The 21,482-nt window shown below is 68.6% G+C and carries 21 protein-coding genes; 12 read left to right on the top strand and 9 right to left on the bottom strand.

What is annotated here, in order from left to right; genetic code table 11:
* Window positions 1–209: 209 nt before the first annotated feature.
* Window positions 210–848: a DUF4232 domain-containing protein gene (locus ACFXN1_RS30165; protein ID WP_379444741.1), complete on the bottom strand. Its 639-nt coding sequence runs from the start codon at window positions 846–848 to the stop codon at window positions 210–212.
* Window positions 849–1,116: 268 nt separating this feature from the next.
* Here ACFXN1_RS30165 and ACFXN1_RS30160 point away from each other — a divergent pair, with 268 nt between their 5' ends.
* From ACFXN1_RS30160 to ACFXN1_RS30140, 5 genes are all read left to right on the top strand, one after another.
* The gene (locus tag ACFXN1_RS30160; protein ID WP_379444742.1) at window positions 1,117–2,694 is read left to right on the top strand and encodes an LVIVD repeat-containing protein; all 1,578 of its coding nucleotides are present in this window, start codon (window positions 1,117–1,119) and stop codon (window positions 2,692–2,694) included.
* Window positions 2,695–2,768: 74 nt separating this feature from the next.
* Window positions 2,769–3,353 carry a DUF305 domain-containing protein gene (locus ACFXN1_RS30155; protein WP_379444756.1) on the top strand — a complete coding sequence of 195 codons (585 nt, stop codon included), beginning with the start codon at window positions 2,769–2,771 and terminating at the stop codon, window positions 3,351–3,353.
* A gap of 130 nt (window positions 3,354–3,483) precedes the next feature.
* Window positions 3,484–4,482, top strand: a complete 999-nt coding sequence (locus ACFXN1_RS30150; RefSeq protein ID WP_379444744.1) for an adenylate/guanylate cyclase domain-containing protein — start codon at window positions 3,484–3,486, stop codon at window positions 4,480–4,482.
* Window positions 4,483–4,668: 186 nt separating this feature from the next.
* A complete protein-coding gene (locus ACFXN1_RS30145) occupies window positions 4,669–5,391 on the top strand; it encodes a PaaI family thioesterase (RefSeq protein WP_379444745.1) in 723 nt (240 codons plus the stop codon).
* A gap of 101 nt (window positions 5,392–5,492) precedes the next feature.
* Entirely contained in the window at window positions 5,493–5,996 is a 504-nt protein-coding gene (locus ACFXN1_RS30140; protein ID WP_379444747.1) for a DUF4231 domain-containing protein, read from the top strand.
* A gap of 68 nt (window positions 5,997–6,064) precedes the next feature.
* Here ACFXN1_RS30140 and ACFXN1_RS30135 read toward each other — a convergent pair whose 3' ends face one another.
* The 3 genes from ACFXN1_RS30135 to ACFXN1_RS30125 are packed head-to-tail and all read right to left on the bottom strand — an operon-like array spanning window position 6,065 to window position 8,741.
* Entirely contained in the window at window positions 6,065–7,354 is a 1,290-nt protein-coding gene (locus ACFXN1_RS30135) for an acyl-CoA dehydrogenase family protein (protein ID WP_379402010.1), read from the bottom strand.
* Window positions 7,355–7,356: 2 nt separating this feature from the next.
* Window positions 7,357–7,998 carry a TetR/AcrR family transcriptional regulator gene (locus ACFXN1_RS30130; protein ID WP_379444749.1) on the bottom strand — a complete coding sequence of 214 codons (642 nt, stop codon included), beginning with the start codon at window positions 7,996–7,998 and terminating at the stop codon, window positions 7,357–7,359.
* A complete protein-coding gene (locus ACFXN1_RS30125) occupies window positions 7,995–8,741 on the bottom strand; it encodes an SDR family NAD(P)-dependent oxidoreductase (protein WP_379444750.1) in 747 nt (248 codons plus the stop codon). Before ACFXN1_RS30125 ends, ACFXN1_RS30130 begins: the two co-directional genes overlap by 4 nt.
* A gap of 183 nt (window positions 8,742–8,924) precedes the next feature.
* Here ACFXN1_RS30125 and ACFXN1_RS30120 point away from each other — a divergent pair, with 183 nt between their 5' ends.
* The 3 genes from ACFXN1_RS30120 (at window position 8,925) to ACFXN1_RS30110 (ending at window position 12,491) form a co-directional block, all read left to right on the top strand.
* The gene (locus ACFXN1_RS30120) at window positions 8,925–11,108 is read left to right on the top strand and encodes a malate synthase G (RefSeq protein ID WP_379444752.1); all 2,184 of its coding nucleotides are present in this window, start codon (window positions 8,925–8,927) and stop codon (window positions 11,106–11,108) included.
* A gap of 103 nt (window positions 11,109–11,211) precedes the next feature.
* Window positions 11,212–11,799 (top strand): Uma2 family endonuclease, encoded by a 588-nt coding sequence (locus tag ACFXN1_RS30115; protein WP_379463722.1) that lies wholly within the window; start codon window positions 11,212–11,214, stop codon window positions 11,797–11,799.
* 116 nt (window positions 11,800–11,915) lie between these two features.
* Window positions 11,916–12,491 (top strand): TetR/AcrR family transcriptional regulator, encoded by a 576-nt coding sequence (locus ACFXN1_RS30110; RefSeq protein ID WP_379443893.1) that lies wholly within the window; start codon window positions 11,916–11,918, stop codon window positions 12,489–12,491.
* Here ACFXN1_RS30110 and ACFXN1_RS30105 read toward each other — a convergent pair.
* Complete coding sequence (locus ACFXN1_RS30105) at window positions 12,482–13,453, bottom strand: helix-turn-helix transcriptional regulator (RefSeq protein ID WP_379443891.1); 972 nt, start codon at window positions 13,451–13,453, stop codon at window positions 12,482–12,484. The genes ACFXN1_RS30110 and ACFXN1_RS30105 overlap by 10 nt on opposite strands.
* 109 nt (window positions 13,454–13,562) lie before the next feature.
* Between ACFXN1_RS30105 and ACFXN1_RS30100 the strand changes: the two genes are divergently transcribed.
* The 3 genes from ACFXN1_RS30100 (at window position 13,563) to merB (ending at window position 15,905) form a co-directional block, all read left to right on the top strand.
* Window positions 13,563–14,402: an alpha/beta fold hydrolase gene (locus ACFXN1_RS30100; RefSeq protein ID WP_379443889.1), complete on the top strand. Its 840-nt coding sequence runs from the start codon at window positions 13,563–13,565 to the stop codon at window positions 14,400–14,402.
* Between the two features lie 100 nt (window positions 14,403–14,502).
* A complete protein-coding gene (locus ACFXN1_RS30095) occupies window positions 14,503–14,907 on the top strand; it encodes a MerR family transcriptional regulator (protein WP_379443887.1) in 405 nt (134 codons plus the stop codon).
* Window positions 14,904–15,905 carry an organomercurial lyase gene (gene merB, locus ACFXN1_RS30090; RefSeq protein ID WP_379443886.1) on the top strand — a complete coding sequence of 334 codons (1,002 nt, stop codon included), beginning with the start codon at window positions 14,904–14,906 and terminating at the stop codon, window positions 15,903–15,905. The genes ACFXN1_RS30095 and merB overlap by 4 nt, the downstream gene beginning before the upstream one ends.
* Before the next feature lie 60 nt (window positions 15,906–15,965).
* Here merB and ACFXN1_RS30085 read toward each other — a convergent pair whose 3' ends face one another.
* From ACFXN1_RS30085 to ACFXN1_RS30075, 3 genes are read right to left on the bottom strand one after another with little or no spacing between them, the layout of a single operon-like run.
* The gene (locus ACFXN1_RS30085; RefSeq protein ID WP_379443884.1) at window positions 15,966–16,928 is read right to left on the bottom strand and encodes an NAD(P)-dependent alcohol dehydrogenase; all 963 of its coding nucleotides are present in this window, start codon (window positions 16,926–16,928) and stop codon (window positions 15,966–15,968) included.
* Window positions 16,925–17,152, bottom strand: coding sequence for a helix-turn-helix transcriptional regulator (locus ACFXN1_RS30080; RefSeq protein WP_040857236.1), 228 nt, complete (start codon window positions 17,150–17,152; stop codon window positions 16,925–16,927). The genes ACFXN1_RS30085 and ACFXN1_RS30080 overlap by 4 nt, the downstream gene beginning before the upstream one ends.
* Window positions 17,146–17,571, bottom strand: a complete 426-nt coding sequence (locus tag ACFXN1_RS30075; RefSeq protein WP_379443882.1) for a hypothetical protein — start codon at window positions 17,569–17,571, stop codon at window positions 17,146–17,148. The genes ACFXN1_RS30080 and ACFXN1_RS30075 overlap by 7 nt, the downstream gene beginning before the upstream one ends.
* A gap of 99 nt (window positions 17,572–17,670) precedes the next feature.
* Between ACFXN1_RS30075 and ACFXN1_RS30070 the strand changes: the two genes are divergently transcribed.
* On the top strand, window positions 17,671–18,888 hold the full coding sequence (locus ACFXN1_RS30070) for a cytochrome P450 (RefSeq protein WP_379402022.1): 1,218 nt from the start codon (window positions 17,671–17,673) through the stop codon (window positions 18,886–18,888).
* 12 nt (window positions 18,889–18,900) lie between these two features.
* Here the strand turns inward: ACFXN1_RS30070 and ACFXN1_RS30065 are convergent, their stop codons facing one another.
* Window positions 18,901–21,453, bottom strand: coding sequence for a cytochrome P450 (locus ACFXN1_RS30065; RefSeq protein WP_379443880.1), 2,553 nt, complete (start codon window positions 21,451–21,453; stop codon window positions 18,901–18,903).
* Between the last annotated feature and the right edge of the window lie 29 nt (window positions 21,454–21,482).

Below are 21,482 nucleotides of genomic sequence, written 5' to 3'. Positions count from 1 at the left end.
AGAGATGCGGACCCCCGAAACGCTTCATCGAGGCCGAAGTTCCCGATGGCGTCAGCAGTTGCGTATCAACCACTTTCGGGTGCGAAGTGCGGGAATCCCAGGCCGACTCGACGCTGCTCGCATCTGGGCCTTCGTCCACGGAATCCGGCAATTCGGCAACTGTTGAGGACGTCCCAGCGACCGCCACTCGGTGACCAGACGGGATCTCTCTACTCGGTGACGGGGTGGATCTTGAGGGTGCAGGTGTAGACGGCGGTGTCGATTACGCGGGTGTCGGTTGAGTTGGGGGCGGTTACTTCGGTTTTGACGACTTTGGGGTCGGGTTTGTTGTAGGGACCGCAGGAGGTGCCCTCGGCGATGGCGTGGGCGGGGTGGCCGGATTTGACCACCACGGTGGGTGGAGTGTCGGTGCCGACGGGGAGGCCGCCGATGTAGCCGTTGGGGGTGCGTTCGGCATGGATGACGGTGCCGGTGTCGGTGATTTCGTCCAGGCCGGGGTAGCCGGTGAGGGTGCAGGCCTGGGACGGGTTGGCGATGGCGAAGGTGAGGGTTATGCCGTTGTGGCTCATGGCGGCGCCCATGCTCTGCGCAGTGACATCGACCTGGCCGGAGGCGCAGGCGGAAATGGGGGTGTCGGTGGGTTGCGCGGCCGTGGAGGCGGGAGTGCCGGTGGCCGGGCCGCCGCCGGGGTTGCCGCCACCCTGGTTGCCACCGGACGGGGTACCGCCCGTGGTGAGCGCGGAGGTGGTCGGCGCGGCGGAGGGGGTGGAGGACGGGGAGCTCGAGCAGCCGGTGGCGGCTGCCAGCACGGTGCACGCCAGTAGTGCTGTGAATCCTGTTGTGCGCATGAGTCGCCTATCCCCTTCGATCATCGGATGTTTCCCAAATCGACGGGCCGACCGGGTCTGTTACGCACTGCAGCAAGGGATTTGGCCTGGCCCCCAGGACGATCGGCCCGACTGACCGATGGTGTCACAGACACTTATTTGTGACTCGCCCTACCGGACAGTCAGTTTATGCGTTAGCGTTCCGAGACGTAATGGTGACCACATTGCATAGCTGTCTGTGCCACCGGTCACGATACGGACGTTTCGGAAGAAGACGGGGGTAACCGCAATGATGCGGTTCACAGGCGTGCGCCGGTCCAAGCCGGCGGCGGTGCTGGCGGTGACGCTGCTGGGGGCGGCCCTGCTGCCGATGCAGGGCGCGACGGCGGATCTGCAATCCGACATCGCGAATCAGGTGCAGCAGTTCCTGGATGTCGGACGGACCTCGGTGCCGCGGGCGGACTGCGGGGACGACGCGCTGCCGGAAACCGGTCTGCAGGGCGATGTTCCGGCCGAGGATCGCAACAGCGGGCGCAGCACGCTGGGGTATCGCTGCAATCTGTCGTTCGTCGGCGGCTATGTGGGCAGGGGCGCGGGGATCACCTCGGCGACCTACGACCACTGCTCCTACACCGGGTCGATGTTCCCGGGCAATGTTCTCGGGCCCGCGCAGGGTGTGCAGGTGCTGGATGTATCGGATCCGGCGAACCCGGTGGTGACCGGAAGCCTCACCGAGCCCGCCATGCTCGCCGGCACGTGGGAATCGCTCAAGGTCAATGCCGAGCGAAAGCTGCTGGTGGGCACCGGCGTTCCGGTCGGGGAGGGCGCCGGGTTCCTGTCGGTCTACGACATCTCCGACTGCGCCCACCCGCGGCTGCTCAATACCGGTGCGGGCACGAATCTGCTGATGCCGCTGCCGATCACGACCCACGAGGGCGGGTTCTCCCCGGACGGCCGGACCTACTGGGCCTCGGGCATCGCGCCCGGTTTCGTCAGCGCGGTCGACCTGACCGACCCGGCGAATCCGCACGTGATCTGGCAGGGCCTCACCGGCATCGAGGCGCACGGCTTCGGGATCAGCCCGGACGGCAATCGCATGTACCTGTCCGCACTGGCCGGTTTCACCGTGCTGGACATCAGCGCGGTGCAGCGCCGGGATCCGAACCCGCAGGTCAACCATCTGGGACGGGTGTTCTGGACCGACGGCTGGGCGACCCAGCACAGCATTCCGGTCACCTATGACGGCAAGCCGTACCTGTTCACCGTGGACGAGGGCGGCGCGGGCGGGGTGAAACTCATCGATATCTCCGACGAGACCAACCCGACGGTCGCGGCCAAGATCAAGCTGGAGATCAACCTGCCCGAGCATCAGGATTCGATGCTGGCCTCGGCCGTGGGCGGCTCGGTCTTCTCCTACGACGCCCACTACTGTGCCGCCGATCGGCCGGAGAATCCGACCGCGCTGGCGTGCGGCTGGGAGGAATCCGGCATCCGGGTGTTCGATGTGCGGGATCCGTTCCATGCCAAGGAGATCGCGTACTTCAATCCGCCCGCCCGCAAGGGCCGGAACCTGGAGCTGTGGAACTCCCCGCACGCCCTGGCCTCGCTCATCGGCGTCCCGGTGATGGAGTTGCCGTCGGCGGCGCGGGCGGTGCTGGAGGGCAAGTTCGATCCGAACAAGGCGCTCTCGTCGCGGTCCGGCATGGTCGCCTTCGGTGACCTGTCCACCGACTGGTGCTTCTCCCCGCCGGAGTGGCACGGCAACCAGTTGTGGGCCACCTGCAATGACAACGGCTTCATGGTGTTGCAGCTCGCCGACGACGTGTACACCCCGCCCGCCGACCAGCAGTCCGTGGTGGGATCGTGACGGCTCGCCCGGGCGCTCGGGTCCGGCGGCCGGTGGCGATCACAGTGCTCGGCCTCGCCCTGCTGGCGGCCGGGATGCTGCTGCGCCCACTGCTGATTCCCGAGAGCCGTCCCGCGCCACCGGTGCTCAGCCGGGTCGAGATCGGCTTCAGCCAGGACATGACCGCCCATCACGAGCAGGCGCTGATCATGGTGCAGCGCTTGGATTCCGGGGTGGATCCCACGGTGCGCCGGCTGGCCCAGCAGATCGCCGATGCCCAGCGGATGGAGATCGGCACCATGCTCGGCTGGCTGCGCCTGGCCAACGCCTCGCCGGACTCCACCCATCCGATGGCGTGGATGACGGCGGATGCGGCTGCCGCGCACGACCATTCGATGCCGGCCATGACCAGTACGAACGGCACGTCCATGCCCGGCATGGCCACCCAGGCCGAACTCGACTCGCTGGCCGCCGCCCGCGGCAAGGCCGCCGAGGTCCTGTTCCTGCAGCTCATGCTGCGCCACCACCGCGGCGGCGTGGCCATGGCGCAGGCGGCCGATCGGCTGCTCGCGTCGGGCCCGGTGAAGGAGGCCGCGCGGGGCATGATCACGGCCCAGTCGCAGGAATCGGGGCTGATGACGATCATGCTCGCGCAGCGCGACGCCCAGCCCCTGTCCTGAGGTGCGGAAGCGAGGTGTTGCCTGTCGCCCACGGCCGCAACGGTTTTGGAGTCTTCATCGCTCGACTGGCGGAATCGGACGCTGTCGCGGGACCCCCTTTCTCCGTCACCCGATGTGCTGTACTGGCGGCATGATCGAATCTGGTGGCCTGACCGAGGCGGTCGACGCGGTGGTCGAACGGTCGTTGCTCGGCGGCCCGCGCCGGTACACCCGCGCGCAGGTGGCCGAGCTGTCCGGCGTACCCGCCGACCGGGCCCGCAAGCTCTGGGTGGCGCTGGGTTTTCCGGCCGCGGCCAGCGACGACGAGGTGGCGTTCACCGACAACGATGTCGCCGCGATTCGCGCCTTCATCAGCCTGGACCAGGCCTCGATCGCGAACGAGCAGAATCAGATCGCCGCCGCCCGCACGCTGGGTCAGGCGATGGCACGGCTCGCCGAGTGGCAGGCGGATCTGATCACCCGCGAGATCGGCGGCCGGATCGCGGCCGGCGCCGGGCGGCCCGAGGCGGGCCGGGAGACCACCGAACAGGCCATCGCGGTCCTCGCCGAATTGCAGGACTACGCCTGGCAACGGCACATGGCCGCGGCGCTCACCCGCTCGCTCGCCTCGGGCGGAGCCACCCGCCACCTGCTGGTCGGCTTCGCCGACATGGTCGGCTACACCCGCCTGTCCCGCCACCTCGACCCCGACGAGCTGACCGAACTGCTGGAGACCTTCGAGTCCACGACCACCGAGGTGATCACCGCGCACGGCGGCTGGGTGATCAAGAATGTCGGTGACGAGGTGATGTTCGCCGCCGGGGACGCCCGCGCCGGCGCCCGCATCGGGCTGGACCTCAATACGGCGATCACCCGTGCGGCCCAGACGATTCCGGAGATGCCCGAGATCCGGGTGGGCCTGGCCTACGGACCGGTCCTGACCCGCTTCGGCGACCTCTACGGCACGGTCGTCAATGTGGCCGCCCGGCTCACCGGTGTGGCCCGCCCCGGCACGGTCCTGGTCGACGACGGCGCGGCGGCCGAACTCGACGGCGACGATGAGCTGACGATCCGCCGTCTGCGCAGCGTGCGGGTCAAGGGCTTCTCCCGCTTGCGTTCCCACCTGGTCCGCGAGCGCAAGCGCCGCTAACCCGGCCGCTCCGCCGCAGCCGGCCGGCCCCGGTGATCCCCGCCCGAACCTCGGCTGTTCCGGCCGATGCCCGGCCTCGTCATCGCTCTCACCGAGAGTGGGAAATTTCACCGGCTGCGCCCCGGCCTGCCGTGGGTATGGTCAAGGGATGATCGGCCGACCGGCCGGGAGAGGTTGACTGTCAGCATGACTCGGGCCGAGGCGCTCACCATTCCGACGCATATCCACGGTTATCCGGAGATCGCGTTCGGCGGCTACCTCGCGGGCCTGCTGGCCGCCCAGTCCGGCGCCGACACCGTGCGCGTCGACTTCCGGCGCGCCGTCACGGTCGGCACCCCGATCCTGCTCTCGCGTCCCGGCGACGGCCGCGTCGCCTTCACCGCCACCGACGACACCCTGCTGGTCGAGGCCGCGCCCGCGGCGCTCACCCTCGATCCGCGGCCCGCGCCCTCCTGGACAGCGGCGAAATCCGCTGTCGAACTGGGGTTGTCGGGCGACCGGACGGTCACCGACTGCTACGGCTGCGGGCTGGCCTGCGAGCCGGGCCGCGGGCTGCTGCTGTTCCCGTCGGAGCTGCCCGGCGAGCAGATGATGGCCGCCGCCTGGACCCCCGACGCCGGGCTGGCCGACGAGTCCGGGGAGCTCCCGCCCGAGGTGGTCTGGTCGGCGCTCGACTGCCCGGGCGGCCGCGCCGCGTTCGTCTTCTCGCGAATGGGCAGCGGCGCGTTCACCGCCGCCATGACCTCACAACAGCTGCGACCGATGTACGCCGGGGCCGACTACATTTCGCACGCCTGGGTGGTGGCGCGCGACGACCGCAAACATACGGTCGGCGTGGCGCTCTCGACCGCCGACGGCGAACTGTGCGCCCTGTCCGAAGCGCTCTGGATCGAACCGCGCCAGGGCTGAGCCGACGCGCCGGGCGCGCCGCGCCGCCGATGCCGTTGGCCGCGAGGCGGACTCGCCGCAACCGCTGAGCGCGGCAACGGTTCGCGTGCCACACTGACCGGGTGGCAGGATCTTCGTCGCCCCAGGCCCAAACCGACGCCATGACAGCGGTCATCGACTGGAATGTCGTCGGCCCCGCGTTCCACGATTTCTGGACCAGCACCTACGCCCGCGAGGTCACCGACACCGGCCGCCTCACCGGCCGATTCCGCAGCTGGGGGCAGATTCTCCGCTTCATCGCGATTGTCGCCAGCGCTGTGGTGACGGGCCTGGCCGGATTCGAGGGCTCGCTCATCCGCGCTGCCACCGCTTTCGCCGGCGGGGTGGCCGTGGTGGCCACCGGCAGCGCCGCCATCTTCCACGCCGACCAGCGGGTGGCGACCAACCGGCGCACCCAGCAGTTGCTGCTCTCCGAAGGCTGGCGCTTCGTCGCCGGCGCGGGCGATTACACCGGTGGCCCCACCGCCGCGAACGCCACCAAGTTTCTGCTCAGTGTCGAGCAGATCCTCTCCACCTACGTGGACGACTACGTCAAGACCATCGACGAACCCGCGCCGGCACCCTGATCGCCGAGCAGTACGCGGACAAGAGTCACCGGATCACCCCTTGTCCGTGGGCTATTGGATCAGGCGGGTCAGAGGTTTCCGACGGCGTGTTCGAGCCGGTCGGCCACCAGCTGACGCGCCTGTTCGCGCAGGGCGGGCCGGAAACCGCTGGGGTAGACCGGATCTGCGGGCGCGTAGGTCTTCAGGACCTCCTTCGCCAGGGTGATCTTGTGCACCTCGGTCGGCCCGTCGGCGATGGCCATCACCTGGGCGTAGTTCATCATGTCGAGGAACGGCAGATCGGTGCTGACGCCGATGGCACCGTGCAGATGCATGGCACGCTGGGCGATGTCGTGCATGACCTTGGGCATGGCCACCTTGATCGCGGCGATGTCGTGGCGGACCTTGCGGTAGTCCTGTTCCTTGTCGATGCGCCACGCGGTGCGCAGCACCAGCAGCCGGAACTGCTCCATCTCGATCCAGGATTCGGCGATCTTCTCCTGGGTCAGCTGTTTGCCGCCGAGCACGCCCTTGCCCATCGGCCGCGACACCGCCCGCTCGCACATCATGTCGAAGGCCTTGCGCACCAGCGCGACCGTGCGCATGGCGTGGTGGACGCGGCCGCCGCCCAGGCGGGTCTGGGCCACGACGAAGCCGAGGCCCTCCGCACCCAGCAGCGCGTCCGCCGGAATGCGCACGTCGGTGAAACGCAGGTGGGCCTCGTGCTCGCTGAAACCGGGGACGGTGAAGTTCCGCACGATCTCGAGACCGGGGGCGTCAGCGGGCACGATGAACATCGACAGCCGCTGATGCGGCGGCGCGTCCGGATCGGTCACCGCCATGACGATGTGGAAGGCGGCGAACTCGGCGGCGGAGTTGAACCACTTCTCGCCGTTGATGACCCACTCTTCGCCCTCGCGCACCGCGCGGGTCCGGAAGGCCGTCGGGTCCGAACCGCCGGTGGGCTCGGTCATGACGTAGCACGAGCCGATCTCGCCATCGAGCAGCGGCTGCAGGTATTTCGCCTTCTGCTCGGGCGTGCCGAAGTGGGCCAGGATCTCGGCGTTGCCGGAATCCGGTGCCTGGCAGCCGAAGACGAGCGGGGCCCACAGGGACGTGCCCAGCATCTCGTTGAGCAGCGCCAGCTTCAGCTGCCCGTAGCCCGGGCCGCCCAGCTCGGGTCCCAGGTGGCAGGCCCACAGCTGCTGCTGTTTCACCTTCTCCTGCAACGGTTTCATGAGCGCCCGGATCTCCGGGTTCCGACGGTCGTAGGGGTTGGGGTAGAGCAGGTCCAGAGGTTCCACCTCGGTCCTGACGAACTCCGCGACCCAGTCCAGTTTCTTCTGATATTCCGGATCCGTCTCGAAATCCCAAGCCATGATCAGCCTTTCGTGCTCTTACGCGGTTGGATGAGTCCATCCAGGACGGTGGTGCAGAGAATGTCGGCGATCTCGTCGGGGGTGTGCTGCCCGCCGGGCCGGTACCAGAAGGTCACCGAATTGAGCATGCCCAGCACGCCGTTGGTGACCACGTGGTCGTCGGTGCGCAGCACGCCCGCGGCCCGGCCGGCGTCGATGACCTGCTGCCACAGCGCTTGCAGGCGGTCGCGCAGCTCCTGCAGCTCCCGCGCCCGTTCGCCGGTCAGCGCGGTGACGTCGCGCAGCTGGATGGCCACGGCCCGGCGATTGTCGATGATCAGCCGGACGTGGCTGTGGATCAGCTTGCGCAGCTTGGTGATCGGATAGTCGGGGCCGTTCGCGATCTGCTCGGCCTCGGCCAGCATGAGCCGGGTGTAGTCGGCGAGGATCTGCCACAGCAGCTCCTCCTTGGATCCGATGTGGTAGTACAGCGCCCCGCGCTGCACATCGGCCCGTTCCCCGATCTCGGCGACGCCGGTGCCGTGGAAACCCTGCTCCGCGAACAGTTCCAGCGCCGCGCGCACGATCCGCTCCCGGGTCTCCCCCGGTCCGCTCGCCGACGCGGGCGGGCGGCCGCGGCGGCGGGCCGGGACGGCGGCGGTCATCGGAATCCACCGTCCAGGGCCAGGGTCGCGCCGGTGCAGTAGGCGGAGGCGTCGGAGGCGAGGAACAGCACCGCCCCCGCGATGTCGGCGGGCGCCCCGATCCGGCCGAGGGCGGTGTGCCGGGCCAGTTCGGCGCGCATCTGCGGCGGCCACGCCTTCGCGATATCGGTGTCGAAGGGGCCGCAGCGGATCGTGTTCACCCGCACCGACGGCCCGTGGGTGTGCGCCAACCCCACGGTCAGGGCCTCGAGACCGGCCTTCGCGGCGGCGTAGGGCACCGCCAGCGCTTCGGGATGCGCGGCCTCGATCGAAGATATATTCACGATCGATCCGCCGCCCGCCGCGGCCATGCGGGTGCCGATGAGCGCCGAGAGCCGGAAGGGCCCCTTCAGATTGGTGGCGATCACCTTGTCGAACATGGCCTCGGAAACCTGGTCCAAGCTGGGATAGAGCAGGGACATCCCGGCATTGTTGACCAGTACGTCGACCGTCCCGAACTCGGCGTAGGCGGCCTCGGCGAGCGTCTCGCACTGCTCCCAGTCGCCCACATTGCAGGCCACCGCCAGCGCCCGCTGCCCGGTCTGCGCGCGCACGCCGGAGGCTAGTTCCTCACACGCCCCGAGCTTGCGGCTGGCGATGACGACATCGGATCCGGCCGCCGCGAGCGCCAGCACCATCTCGCGCCCGAGCCCGCGACTGCCGCCGGTTACCACAGAGACCTTGCCGGACAAGGGTTTTCCCATGAATCGCACCTTCGCTCCGAGCGGCCGGAAAATGTTCCAACCAGTACATTAAATGTACCGATCGATACAATCAACCCCCATCGTTCGAGGCCCCAACCCCGAGGCCGTGAAATACCGCCCGGTAACCGCGAGTAATATGACGCCCGTACTTTTTCCACCCGGCTTCTCGAAATGAGGCAGTAGATGACAGAGCGGATTCAGGTCGGCGGGCTGCAGGTTGCCAAGGTGCTCCACGATTTCGTGGAGAACGAGGCTCTTCCCGGCACCGGTGTTGATTCCGCCGCGTTCTGGTCGGGTGCCGAGGCCGTCATCAATGACCTCGCTCCCCGCAACCGCGCACTGCTGGCGGAACGCGACGACATCCAAGCCAAGATCGACGAGTGGCACCGCGCGAACCCGGGCGCAGGCTACGACAAGGCTGCCTACAAGCAGTTCCTCACCGAGATCGGCTATCTCCGTCCCGAACCGGCCGACTTCCAGATCGGTACCGAGAACGTGGACGCCGAAATCGCCACCCAGGCGGGACCGCAGCTGGTCGTGCCGGTGATGAACGCCCGCTTCGCCATCAATGCCGCGAACGCGCGCTGGGGCTCGCTGTACGACGCCCTGTACGGCACCGACGCCATCTCCGAGGCCAATGGCGCGGAGAAGGGTTCGGGCTACAACAAGGTCCGCGGTGACAAGGTCATCGAGTGGGCCCGCAACTTCCTCGACGACGCCGTGCCGCTGATCACCGGCTCGCACGTCGGCTCCACCAAGTACTCGATCGAGGACGGCGAGCTCGTGGTCGGCCTCGAGGACGGCACCGAGATCGGCCTGGCCGACAACGACGCGCTGGTGGGTTACCTGGGCGACCCGGCCAACCCGACCTCGGTGCTGTTGAAGCACAACGGCCTGCACATCGAGATCCAGATCGACCCGGCCTCCCCGATCGGATCCACCGACACCGCGGGCGTCAAGGACGTGGTGCTGGAGTCCGCGGTCACCACGATCATGGACTTCGAGGACTCGGTCGCCGCCGTGGACGCCGAGGACAAGGTCCTCTGCTACCACAACTGGCTGGGCCTGATGAAGGGCGATCTGGCCGAGCAGGTGTCGAAGGTCGGCAAGACCTTCACCCGCACCATGAACCCAGACCGCGTGTACACCGCCCTCGACGGCAGCGAGCTTGTGCTGCACGGCCGTTCGCTGCTGTTCGTGCGCAACGTGGGTCACCTGATGACCTCCGACGCGATCATCGACGCGGCCGGCAACGAGGTGCCCGAGGGCATCATGGACGGCCTGATCACCGTCCTGATCGCCAAGCACGCCCTTAATGGCGAGACCCGGCTGAAGAACACCCGCACCGGCTCGATCTACATCGTGAAGCCGAAGATGCACGGCCCGGACGAGGTGGCCTTCACCAACGAGCTGTTCGGCCGCATCGAAGAGGTCGTGGGCCTGCCGGTCAACACCCTCAAGGTCGGCATCATGGACGAGGAGCGCCGCACCACGGTGAACCTGAAGGCGTCCATCTTCGCCGCCAAGGACCGCGTGGTCTTCATCAACACCGGCTTCCTGGACCGCACCGGCGACGAGATCCACACTTCCATGGAGGCTGGGCCGATGGTCCGCAAGGGCGAGATGAAGGCCCAGCAGTGGATCAAGTCCTACGAGGACTGGAACGTCGACACCGGCCTGGCCACCGGCCTGCCCGGCAAGGCGCAGATCGGTAAGGGCATGTGGGCCATGCCCGATCTGATGGCCGAGATGCTGGTCCAGAAGATCGGCCACCCGAAGTCCGGCGCCAACACCGCCTGGGTGCCCTCGCCCACCGCCGCCACCCTGCACGCCACCCACTACCACCTGGTGGACGTGTTCAAGCGGCAGGCCGAGATCGCCAAGGGCGGCCCGCGCGCCACCGTCGACGAGATCCTCGAGATCCCGCTCGCCCCGAACACCGACTGGTCCGCCGAGGAGATCCAGCAGGAGCTGGACAACAACTCGCAGGGCATCCTCGGCTACGTGGTGCGCTGGATCGACCAGGGCGTCGGCTGCTCGAAGGTGCCCGACATCAAGGACATCGGCCTCATGGAGGACCGCGCCACCCTGCGCATCTCCAGCCAGCTGATGGCCAACTGGCTGCGGCACGGCATCGTCACCGAGGCCGATGTCATCGCCTCCCTCGAGCGCATGGCCCCCGTCGTCGACCGCCAGAACGCCGGCGACTCGTCGTACTTCCCCATGGCCCCGGACTTCAACGCCTCCATCGCCTTCCAGGCCGCGAAGGAACTGGTTCTCGAGGGCACCAAGCAGCCCAACGGCTACACCGAGCCCATCCTGCACCGCCGCCGCCGCGAGGCCAAGGCCTTCAACAAGTCCGTGTAGGACCCATCCGCTCCACCTCATGAACCGAATCCCCGGTCGACAATTGTCGATCGGGGATTCGCCTTAGACTGGCGGAAGTTCCCTGACGAAAGGACAGGAGCCGGTGAGTGCCGCCATCGAGGACGGGTACGGCTACGGGCCGTACACGGTCGAAGATCTGCACGGCCTGCCCGATGAGGGCAAGGCACACGAACTCGTCGATGGCTGGCTGATCGAATTGTCGCCAAGTTTTCGCGACGACCACCTCGCAAAGCTCTTGACTCGCATCCTGGAACGTGCGGCCGAGGACTTCGGAGCTGACGTTTATGTCCAAGCCCCGATGGATATTTCCACGCCGTCAGGCGCGCGGAAGCCCGATGTCGCCATCGTGAGCGCGGCTGCTGCGCGTACCGCCTACGATCTCGGACTTTCCCTGGTCCCCGGCGGTGACGTCCAGGTGGCGATCGAGATCGTGCCACGCGGTTCGGGCAGCGAACGAGAAGACCGCGGCCGCAAGGTGATCGAATACGCTCGGACCGGAATCGCTCAGTACTGGCTCGTCGATTTCGACCCACGTCCACGCATCCAGATCCGACGCCTCGACGGCTCCTCCTACGGAGAACCGATCATTCTCGAGGAAGCGGACGTCCTCGAGGTCTCCGACCCGTTCCCGATCTCCTTCCCGCTCTCCCGCTTGACCGACTTTTCCTGACGTCTCCGCGACAGGACGGCCGAAGCACCCCGATGGAAACAGCGAGCCGCCGGACCGATTTCGACTGCCCCTATGGATGCTAGGTTTTGGCTTAGTGGGCGTAGGAAGGAGGGCGGATGTCTCCGCGGGTTGGGTTGACGACGGAGCGGGTGGTCGGGGCGGCGGCTGAACTGGTCGATGAGATCGGGTTCGAGAAGCTCACGCTGTCGGCGCTGGCCAAGCGGGTGGGGGTGAAGGATCCGAGTTTGTATGTGCATGTGCGGGGGTTGCAGGATCTGCGGGTGCGGGTGGCGCTGCTGGCCAGTGGGGAGCTGAACGAGCGGATCGGGGCGGCTGTTCTCGGCCGTTCGGGGAGGGAGGCGTTGGTGGCGTTCGCCGACGCGTATCGGTCCTATGTGCTCGAGTATCCGGAACGCTATGCGGCCACGCAGATTCGGATGGATCCGGCCGAGGTGGCGGGTGAGCCGGCGCTGCTGCGCAGTGTCGAGCTGACGGCGGCGTTGCTGCGCGGGTACGGATTGGGGGAATCCGAGGGGCTGGACGCGGCTCGCCTGCTGCGCAGTACTTTTCACGGATTCGCCATGCTCGAGTCGGCCGGCGGATTCGCCCACTCACGCTCCCCCGACGACTCCTGGCCGCACATCGTCGAAGCGCTGCACCAGACGTTGTCGAACTGGCCGTCCTATACGTAGTGGCTGGCCATGGCGGCGGTTTCGGTGGCGATGCGGTGGCGGAGGTCGTCGGGGGCGAGGACTTCCGCACCGGCGCCGAGGCGGAGCAGGTCGGGGATGGCGCGGTCGGTGGATTCGATGGGAAGGCGGATGTCGCGGTGGCCGGTGGAGGTGGGGTCGGTGGCCGAGTCGCGCGCTGCCTGCGCGGTGGCGGGGTCCAGGAGTTCCGGTAGCCGTTCGAAGGTTTCGGCGGTGAGGCGGATCAGGGCCGAATGGTGGTGGCGGCGTTGGTCGAAGGATTCCAGGTAGGTGACCCAGTAGGCGGCGAGGTCGAAGTCGGGTGGGCGGGATACGGGGTCGGGGAGGACCTCGAGTTCCATGATCCGGGAGATGCGGTAGGTGCGCAGGTCGGTGGCGGTGTGGCCCACGAGGTACCAGTTGCCGGATTTGAGGACCAGGCCGAGCGGCTCGGTGGTGCGGGTGACCAGATGTGGTGTGGCCCAGCGGATGTAGGTGAAGCGCAGGGCGCGTTCGTTCCAGACGGCGTCGGCGACGATGGTGAGGTGGGGCGTCGGCTCGGCTTCGCTGTACCAGCCGGGGGCGTCGAGGTGGAAGCGTTCGGCGACGCGGCCCGCCCGGTCGCGGAGTTCCGGGGGCAGGGCGGACATGACCTTCAGGTTGGCGGCGGTGACGATCGCACCGAGTCCGAGATCGGCTGCGGCGCTGGGGAGTCCGGCGAAGAACAGGGATCCGGCCTCGTCGGTGGTCAGCAGCTCGAGTTTCGCGCGGAAGCCGTCCAGGAGACGGTAGCCGCCGTCGTGGCCCGGATCGCCGTAGACGGGGATGCCGGCGGCGGAGAGGGATTCCATGTCGCGGTAGACGGTGCGGATCGAGACTTCCAGCTGGCCGGCGATCTCCTGGGCGGTGACCCGGTCGCGTGTCTGCAACAGCAACAGGATCGACATGAGACGGCTGGCGCGCATATCGAAAATTCTGCCCGAATCCACTGACACTAGATGTCAGTGAACCCGACATACTGTCCTCCTCGTTCCGAACGGACCCCGTCCGACCATCGAATGAGGAGACACCGCAATGCCTTTCGTCGAAACCCGCACCGGCACCTCGCTGTTCTACCGCGATTGGGGCACCGGCCGCCCGGTGCTGTTCCTGGCGGCGGCCGGGATGGACAGCACCGAACCGCGCGGTGTGATGGCCGATCTGGCCGGACGCGGTTTCCGCACCATCGCCCTGGACCGCCGCGGCCACGGCCGCTCCGATGATCCGGGGCACGGCTATGACTACGACACCCTCGCCGATGATGTCGCCGACCTGATCGATCACCTGGACCTGCGTGATCTCCTGCTGGTCGGCCATTCCATGGGCGGCGGCGAGATCGTCCGTTATCTGACCCGCCACGGCAGCGCCCGGGTGGATCGCATCGCGCTGGTGGCGGCCGCGCTGCCGTTCCTGCTGGCCACCGACGACAACCCGGACGGCGCACCGCGCGCGGCCGCCGATGCCCTCCGTGATTCCTGGCACCACCATCAGGACCGCTGGCTCACCGACAATGCCGACCCCTACATCGGCGCCGGCCTGCCCGGCTGCGAGGTCTCCGCGATCGCCCGCGACCGCGTCCTGCAATCCATTGCGGGGACATCGATGTGGGCGACCATCGAATGCAACCGCGCAGTGGTCGAAACGGACTTCCGCGCCGAGATGCGCACCATCACCGTCCCGACATTGATCATCCACGGCGACTCCGACGCCTCGATCTCACTCGATTTCGGCGGCCGCCGCCAAGCCGCCCTCGTCCCGGACAGCGAGCTCGTCATCTACGAAAACGCCCCCCACGGCCTCTACCTGACCCACCCGGAACGCCTGACCCGCGACCTCCTCGCCTTCGCGAAGTCCCCGGTTCCCGCCTCGGCGTAGCGAATTCGGTCCAGCCCGGCTGCCGCCCGCTCCGCGCGGATCCCGGCAGCCGCGGCTCGCCCTTGACTCTGTACCCGGGTACAGGGTCGAGAATGGCGGTATGCGCAGCAGTGAGGTGGCCGCCCGCGCGGGCGTGAACGTGCAGACCCTGCGGTATTACGAGCGGCGAGGTCTGCTGGCGGAGCCGCCGCGTTCGGCGGGCGGGTATCGCGCGTATCCCGCGGACGCGGTGGCGACGGTCCGATTCGTCAAGCGGGCGCAGGATCACGGGTTCAGCCTGGGCGAGGTCGAGGTGCTGCTGCAGCTCGCCGCGGGCGGCCCCGAGGACTGTGACACGGCGCGGGAGCTGGCCGAGTCGAGGATGGCGCTGCTCGCCGAGCGCATCGCCGACCTGCAACGTATGCGGCGATCGCTGGCCGAGCTGGTGGCGACCTGCGAGCGCCCGCGCGAGGACCGCTGCTGCTCATTGCTGGAGACCTTGCACGAGAAGGGAGATCGGTCGTGAAGCTCGAGATTCTGCAGGTTCCGGACTGCCCGAATGTGGCGGTGCTGGAGGATCGCATCCGGCAGGCGGCGGCGGGCCATCCGATCGTCCTCGAGATCACGCACCACGTCGTCGACGACCCGGATGAAGCGGCCGCGGCGGGCATGACCGGGTCACCCACGCTGCTGGTCGACGGGGTCGACCCGTTCGCTGTGCCGGGCCAGGTCCCGAGCGTCTCGTGCCGCCTGTACCGCTCCGAGTCCGGCGGTATGGACCGCGCCCCGTCGGTCGGCGCTCTCCGCGCGGCTCTGCGGCTCGAGCCGATCGATACGCCGGAGGACTCCCGGGCTGTCGGCGACTGCTGCGCCCCCTCGGACACCGTGGGCTCCCCCGCGTCCGGACTCACGACGTGGCGAAGTGCCGCGCAACCGGCGGACCCCGCCGAAAAGGCCATCCACCAGGCTGTTCTGCGCGGTTTCGCCGCCACGGGCCGAGCACCGAGTGCAGCGGAACTGACCCGCATCGCCACGCGATTCGACGTCTCCGCCGCATCGGTCCTGGCTCGCCTGCATGAAGCGGACGTGATCCGTCTCGATGCCACCGGCGCTATCGCCTCGGCGTATCCGTTCTCGACGTCGCCGACCCCGCACCGCGTTCGAATCACCGATGGCGCAACGGTTTACGCGATGTGCGCCGTCGACGCACTCGGCATGCCCGCGATGCTCGGCACCGATGCCGTCATCACTTCGACGGACCCGACGACCGCCGACCCCATCGAAATAACCATCCACGCAGGCGAACTCATCGCCCACCCGCCCACCACGGTCGTCTTCCTCGGCGCCCGAGCAGGCGAGGGCCCCTCCGCCGACTCCTGCTGCAACGACCTCAACTTCTTCACCGACCGCGACACCGCCGAACACTGGTCCGACGCCCATCCCCACCTCGACGGCACCGTCCTCGATCTGCCTGCCGCTCACCGACTCGGCAACGACATCTTCGGCACCCAGCTGCAGCCTTGATTCACCGTTGCGCCGACCCATATAGCTCCCGGAACCCTCGGGGGTTCGCGCGTCTCCGCGTCAGCTGACCACGATCACGGACTTGCCCGTGGGGTGTCCGGTAGCCAGGTAGGTGATGGCGGCAGTGGCTTCGGGGAGGGCGAAGGTTCGGTCGATGCGCGGTGTCAGCGCGCCTGCGGTGGCGAGTTCGGCCAGGGTGCACAGGGTTTCGGGTTTGGGGAGGGCCAGGAGGGAGCGCAGGCGGTGGCGGGTGAAGGGTGAGAGGAGTTGGGCGCGGACGGAGCGGCCGAGGCCGCCGAACCAGCGGCCGCCGCCTTCGCCGCCGCCGAGGACCAGGGTGCCGGTGGCGGTGAGGAGGGAGCGCAGCAGTGGGAGGGGGCGGTTCCCGGCCATGTCGAGGATGAGATCGTAATGGCCGGTGAGGGTCTCGGTGGTGTAGTCGATGACGTGGTCGGCGCCGAGGTCGGTGACGAAGGCGGTGGACGCGCCCGAGCAGACGCCGGTGACCTCGGTGCCGTAGTGCTTGGCGAGCTGGACCGCGAGGTGGCCGACACCGCCGGACGCACCGATGATCAGCACGCGCTGTCCGGCCTCGATGCGGCCCGCGTCGCGCAGGCCGGTGAGGGCGGTCATGCCGGAGATCGGCAGTGCCGCGGCTTGTTCGAAGCTCGAGTTGACGGGTTTGCGCTGAAGTTTGATGGCAGGGGCGCAGGCGAATTCGGCGTAGGACCCGGGGACGGTGCCGAAAACCTCATCACCGGGCCGGAATTCGGTCACCTGCGGCCCGACCGCCTCGACGACGCCCGCGACATCCCAGCCGCGGACCCGTTCCCGGGGCGCGCGCAGCCCGAGTGCCAGCCGGGCGATCCGCGGCTCGCCGGTCATGAAATGCCAGACGCTGGGATCCACGCCCGCGGCGCGCACGCGGACGAGCACGCCGTCCTGTCCGACGTCGGGCGTGGGAATGTCGGTGTAGGACAACACGTCGACGGTGCCGTACGCGTCCTGCGCAATAGCCTTCATGGCTGGTCTTCTTCCGGATACTCGAAGATCTCGTCCAGTGGTGCACGGAACACCCGGGCGATCTGGAACGCCATCTCCAGCGATGGCGAGTACTTGCCCTGTTCGATGGCATTGACGGTCTGCCGGGTCACCCCGAGCCGATCCGCCAGTTCGGCCTGTGTCATCTCGCCGTGCGAGAAGCGCAGCGCGCGAATGTTGTTGGTGACCCTGGTCGGCTTCACCATGGCCAGGTCCCCCGCCGGTAGGCGACGAGCTTGGCGACCGCGCCCACCACCGCGGAGAGCGTGAAGCCCAGGTAGATCGCATTGGCGATCCAGAACCGGTCGCCGTTGGCCATGGCCAGCACCAGCGCGGTGACCGCGCCGAGCACGACGAAGGCATTGCCGGCCTGCGTTCCACGCATATCGATTTCACGGTCGCGTTGATCCCGGCGGTCCCGATCTCGTGACCCGATGGCGACGGCGATGCTGGCCACGATCGAGACCACGATGGACCCGCCGACCGTCCACAGCAGTGGCACGACATAGGCCACGTCCACCACCGCCGTGTGCCGCGCACGCGCCAGCACGACGATCAGATAGATCACGTACGAGACCACGGCCGCGACACCCAGGATCCAGGTTCGCTTCTCCTCGTAGGGCATGCACCCAGTGTAAAGAAAACACGACTCCATGTACAGAATCTTTTACATCCAGACGAATTGCCGTTCGCCGCAATCGATTCCATCGGCTAGGGTCGCGGTATGGCCGATATCGAAGCCCCGGACCGGATCGAATCCATCGGCCCGGAGTTCTTCGCCGATCCGCACGCCCACTACCGGCGCTGGCGCGAGCACGGGCCGGTGCGGCAAGTCCGGTTCCCCGACGGCGTGATCCGCTGGGTCGTCCTCGACTACGCCGCGGGCCGGGCCGCACTCTCCGATCCACGCCTGCAGAAGACGGCCGCGGTCAACGACGCGCTGCTCAGCCGCAAACGCGGTGTGCCGCAGTCGGATCCGAATTCGCTGGCGCTGCTGACCAATATGCTCAATACCGATCCGCCCGGCCACACCCGGCTGCGGAAGCTGGTGACCCGGGCTTTCACCCCGCGCCGGGTGGCCGCGCTGGGCCCGCGTATCGAGGAGATCACCGGCTCGCTGCTGGATGCCCTGGAGGGCCGCTCCGAGGTGGATTTGCTGCGCGAATTCGCCGAGCCGCTGCCGATCACGGTGATCTGCGAGCTGCTCGGTGTGCCGCTCGGCGATCGCGCGGACTTCCAGGAGTGGACCCGGGCGCTGGTCGCGGTCGCGGGCCTGGACGAGGACCGGGCCCGCGCGTCGGAGGCCATGGCGGCCTATCTGACCCAGCTGGTGCGGGCGAAGGCAGTGGAACCCGCCGCCGATCTGCTGTCCGCACTGGCCGTCCCCGCCGACGACGGCGATGCCCTCACCGAGTCCGAGCAGGTCGGCATGGCCTTCCTGCTGCTGGTCGCCGGGCACGACACCACCGTCAATCTGATCGCCAACGGCACCCTCGCCCTGCTCCGCAATCCGGCGCAGCTGCAGGCCCTGCGCGCCGACCCCGAGGCGATTCCCGCTGCGGTGGAGGAATTCCTGCGCTTCGACGGCCCGGTGAACATGAGCACCATCCGGCACACGGCCGAACCCGTCACCATCGCGGGCACGGACATCCCCGAGGGCGAATTCGTCTTCGTCGCATTGGCCGCCGCCAACCGCGACGCCGACCGCTATCCGGCCCCCGACGCCCTGGATCCCGCCCGCGACACCACCGGCCATCTGGCCTTCGGCCACGGTATCCACTTCTGTGTCGGCGCCCCGCTCGCCCGCCTGGAAGCGCGGGTCGCCTTCGCCGCATTGCTGTCCCGGTTCCCGGACCTGCGCCTGTCACCCGCCGCGGAGGCGCTCGCCTGGCATCCGAGCACCCTCATGCACGGGCTGCACGAGCTGCCGGTGCTGCTGTAGTACTCGCCCGGATCAGCGGGCCCGCAGGGTGACCGGCAGCGCCGACGGCGAGAGCACGAAATCCCGGTTGGAGGCCCGCACCCGGTGTCCCGGCACCGGGGTGATCCGCCAGCGCGACAGCAGTGCCGCGGAGGCCAGCGCGATTTCGAGCATGGCGAAGTGGTCGCCGAGGCAGCGGCGGCGGCCGACGCCGAAGGAGATCATCGCCTTCTTGGCGGTGTCGGCGGCGTTCTCGGCGGACCAGCGTTCCGGATCGAAGGATTCGGGGTGGGTGAACCAGCGCGGGTCGTGCTGAACCATGTAGGGGCTGAACATGATCGCGGCCCCCGCCGGAATGGTGACGTCCCCGACGGTCAGGTCGGCGCTGGCGTTGGCGGCGCTGATCCACGGTCCCCAGAATCGAATGGTCTCGGAAACGACCTGTTTCAGGTACGGCATGGCGGCCAGGTGTTCGGGCCGCACGTCACCGGTGCCGACCACAGCGTCCAGTTCCGCGTACAGGCGTTCGGCGATGGCCGGTCGCAGGCTGACCTCGTGCCACAGCCACCCGGTCAGCGACGCCATGGATCCGACGCCGCCGGCGAGCATGAGGATGGCCTCGTCGATGATGTGGTCGTCGGACAGCCGCGCCCCGGTCTCGCTGTCGGTGTGCCGGATGAGCGCCGACACCACATCGTTGAAGTCCTCGTCGCGCCTTCGGTATTCGCTCACCACCGCCCCCACGGCGGCGCGCAGGTGCCGGGACTTGCTGCGCCACCGGTAGTTCGCGATGAGCCGCAACCTGCGCAGCTGCGGCGGCAGTGCGGTGCGCACGATGACCTGGCTGAGCAGCCACGGCACACTGTCGCGGATCTCGCGGCGCGCACTGTCACCGAAGTCGGCCGTGAACAGGGTCGCCGACACGGTGTCGAGCACCAGTCCGTGCGCCTCGTCCATGAGATTCACCCGCTGACCGACCGGCAGTGCGGCGGCCCAGGCATTGGCGATATCGGCTGCGGCTTCGGCATATTCGGCCAACCTGCTCTGCCGCAGGGCGGGCGAGATCATGCGGCGGCGCAACCGGTGTTCGGGCCCGCGCAGCACATTGACCGCTCCGCCCGCGATATCGTCGATGGCCTCGCGCAGGTCCTCCCGCTCGAACTCGGCGTCGCTGAGATTGACCTCGCGCAGCAGGTCCGGGGTGGTCAGCACGTAGCCGGTCTGGCGGCCGAAGTGCACGCGCACGATCGGCCCGAGCGCGGGCAGCGAGGTCACGAAGCCGGGTGCGTCGGTGAGCGCGCGCAGACTGTGCCCGAGCACCGGCACGCTGCCCGGGGCGGTGGGGATGTCCGCCAGGCTCCGCGGCATGACGGGCGGCGGCGCGGCGGCCAACCCGGCACCGGCGTCCCGGTAGACCTCCAATACCCGTGCGATCTGGTGCGATTGGCGCACGGTGTCGACCTGTCCGACCAGTTGCGCGCGCAGGTCGGCGAGCACCGAGCGGTCCGCCGCCAGCTTGGCGAGGGTCTCGCTCAGCGCCTCGACCGACGGATCCGCCGACCGGATGCCCGCGGGCACCGATTCGGCGAGATCGGGATCGCAGTACACCACGGGCAGTCCGACGGCGGTGGCCTCGAGCAGCACCATGCCCTGGGTGTCGAATCCATTGGAGGGGAACAGCAGTGCGTCGGCCGCGGCCATGGCGTCGAGGCACGCGGCCTGGCTCACCCTGCCGTGCAACCGGATTCGTTCCCCGAGCCGCCGTTCCACGACGCGCCCGACGGCCGCGCCGTGCAGGTCGCCCTCGCCGTAGATGTCGAGCACGCAGTTGTCGGTGCGCCGCACCGCTTCGATGGCTTCCAGCAGCCGCTTCTCCCCCGACAGCCGCCCGCACCACACCAGCCGCAGCGGCCCGTCCGCGGGGCGCGTCACGGCGGTGCGCGCGTCGAGCAGCGCGTCGTCGACGCCGTTGGACACCACGGTGATCGGGCGGGTGAGCCCGTGCGCGAGCAGCAGGTCGGCGAAGTGCCGGGTCGGCGCGATCACCTGGTCGGCGGCCTGGGCCTGCCCGCTGATCGTCCACCAGGCGTGCCGGGCGGCGGCCGATTCACCGGCCCGGTGCGGCATGTGATGCTCGTGCGGCACCCAGCGGCCGTGCAACCCGCGCAGCGCCAGCGCGGTGGCGTAGGGCGCGGGCGAGGTGTGCTCGATGAAGGCGTCGTCGCGGCTCTGCGCGGTGTGCACGAGCGGAATCCGGTGCCGCCGTGCCGCTTTCATACCCGCGATGGCGACGCCGTAGGTGCTCTGGGTGTGCACGATATCGATCGGTCCACGAGCGGCGAATTCGGCGTCGATGAGCGCGGCATTGCGCCGGGTCGGCGCGACGACCGCGAATCCGTTCACGGCCGGAACCGGCAGCGGTTGCAGCGCAACGACATCCGGATCGGGCGTGGCCGCCGGATCGGGCACGGTGAACACGGTGACCCGGTGCCCGGCGCGTTCGAGTCCGCGGCGCAGCCCGGTGACGGCGGTCTGCACCCCGCCGAGCGAGGCCGGATGGTAGTCCACGAACATGGCGATGTGCATCAGCGCAACCCTACGCAGCGCCGCCCCTC

Origin of the sequence: Nocardia sp. NPDC059154 (assembly GCF_042755705.1) — a bacterium.
Taxonomy (GTDB): Bacteria; Actinomycetota; Actinomycetes; order Mycobacteriales; family Mycobacteriaceae; genus Nocardia.
The sequence above is the reverse complement of the archived record's forward strand: the minus strand, read 5'-3'. Positions and strand labels throughout refer to the sequence as shown.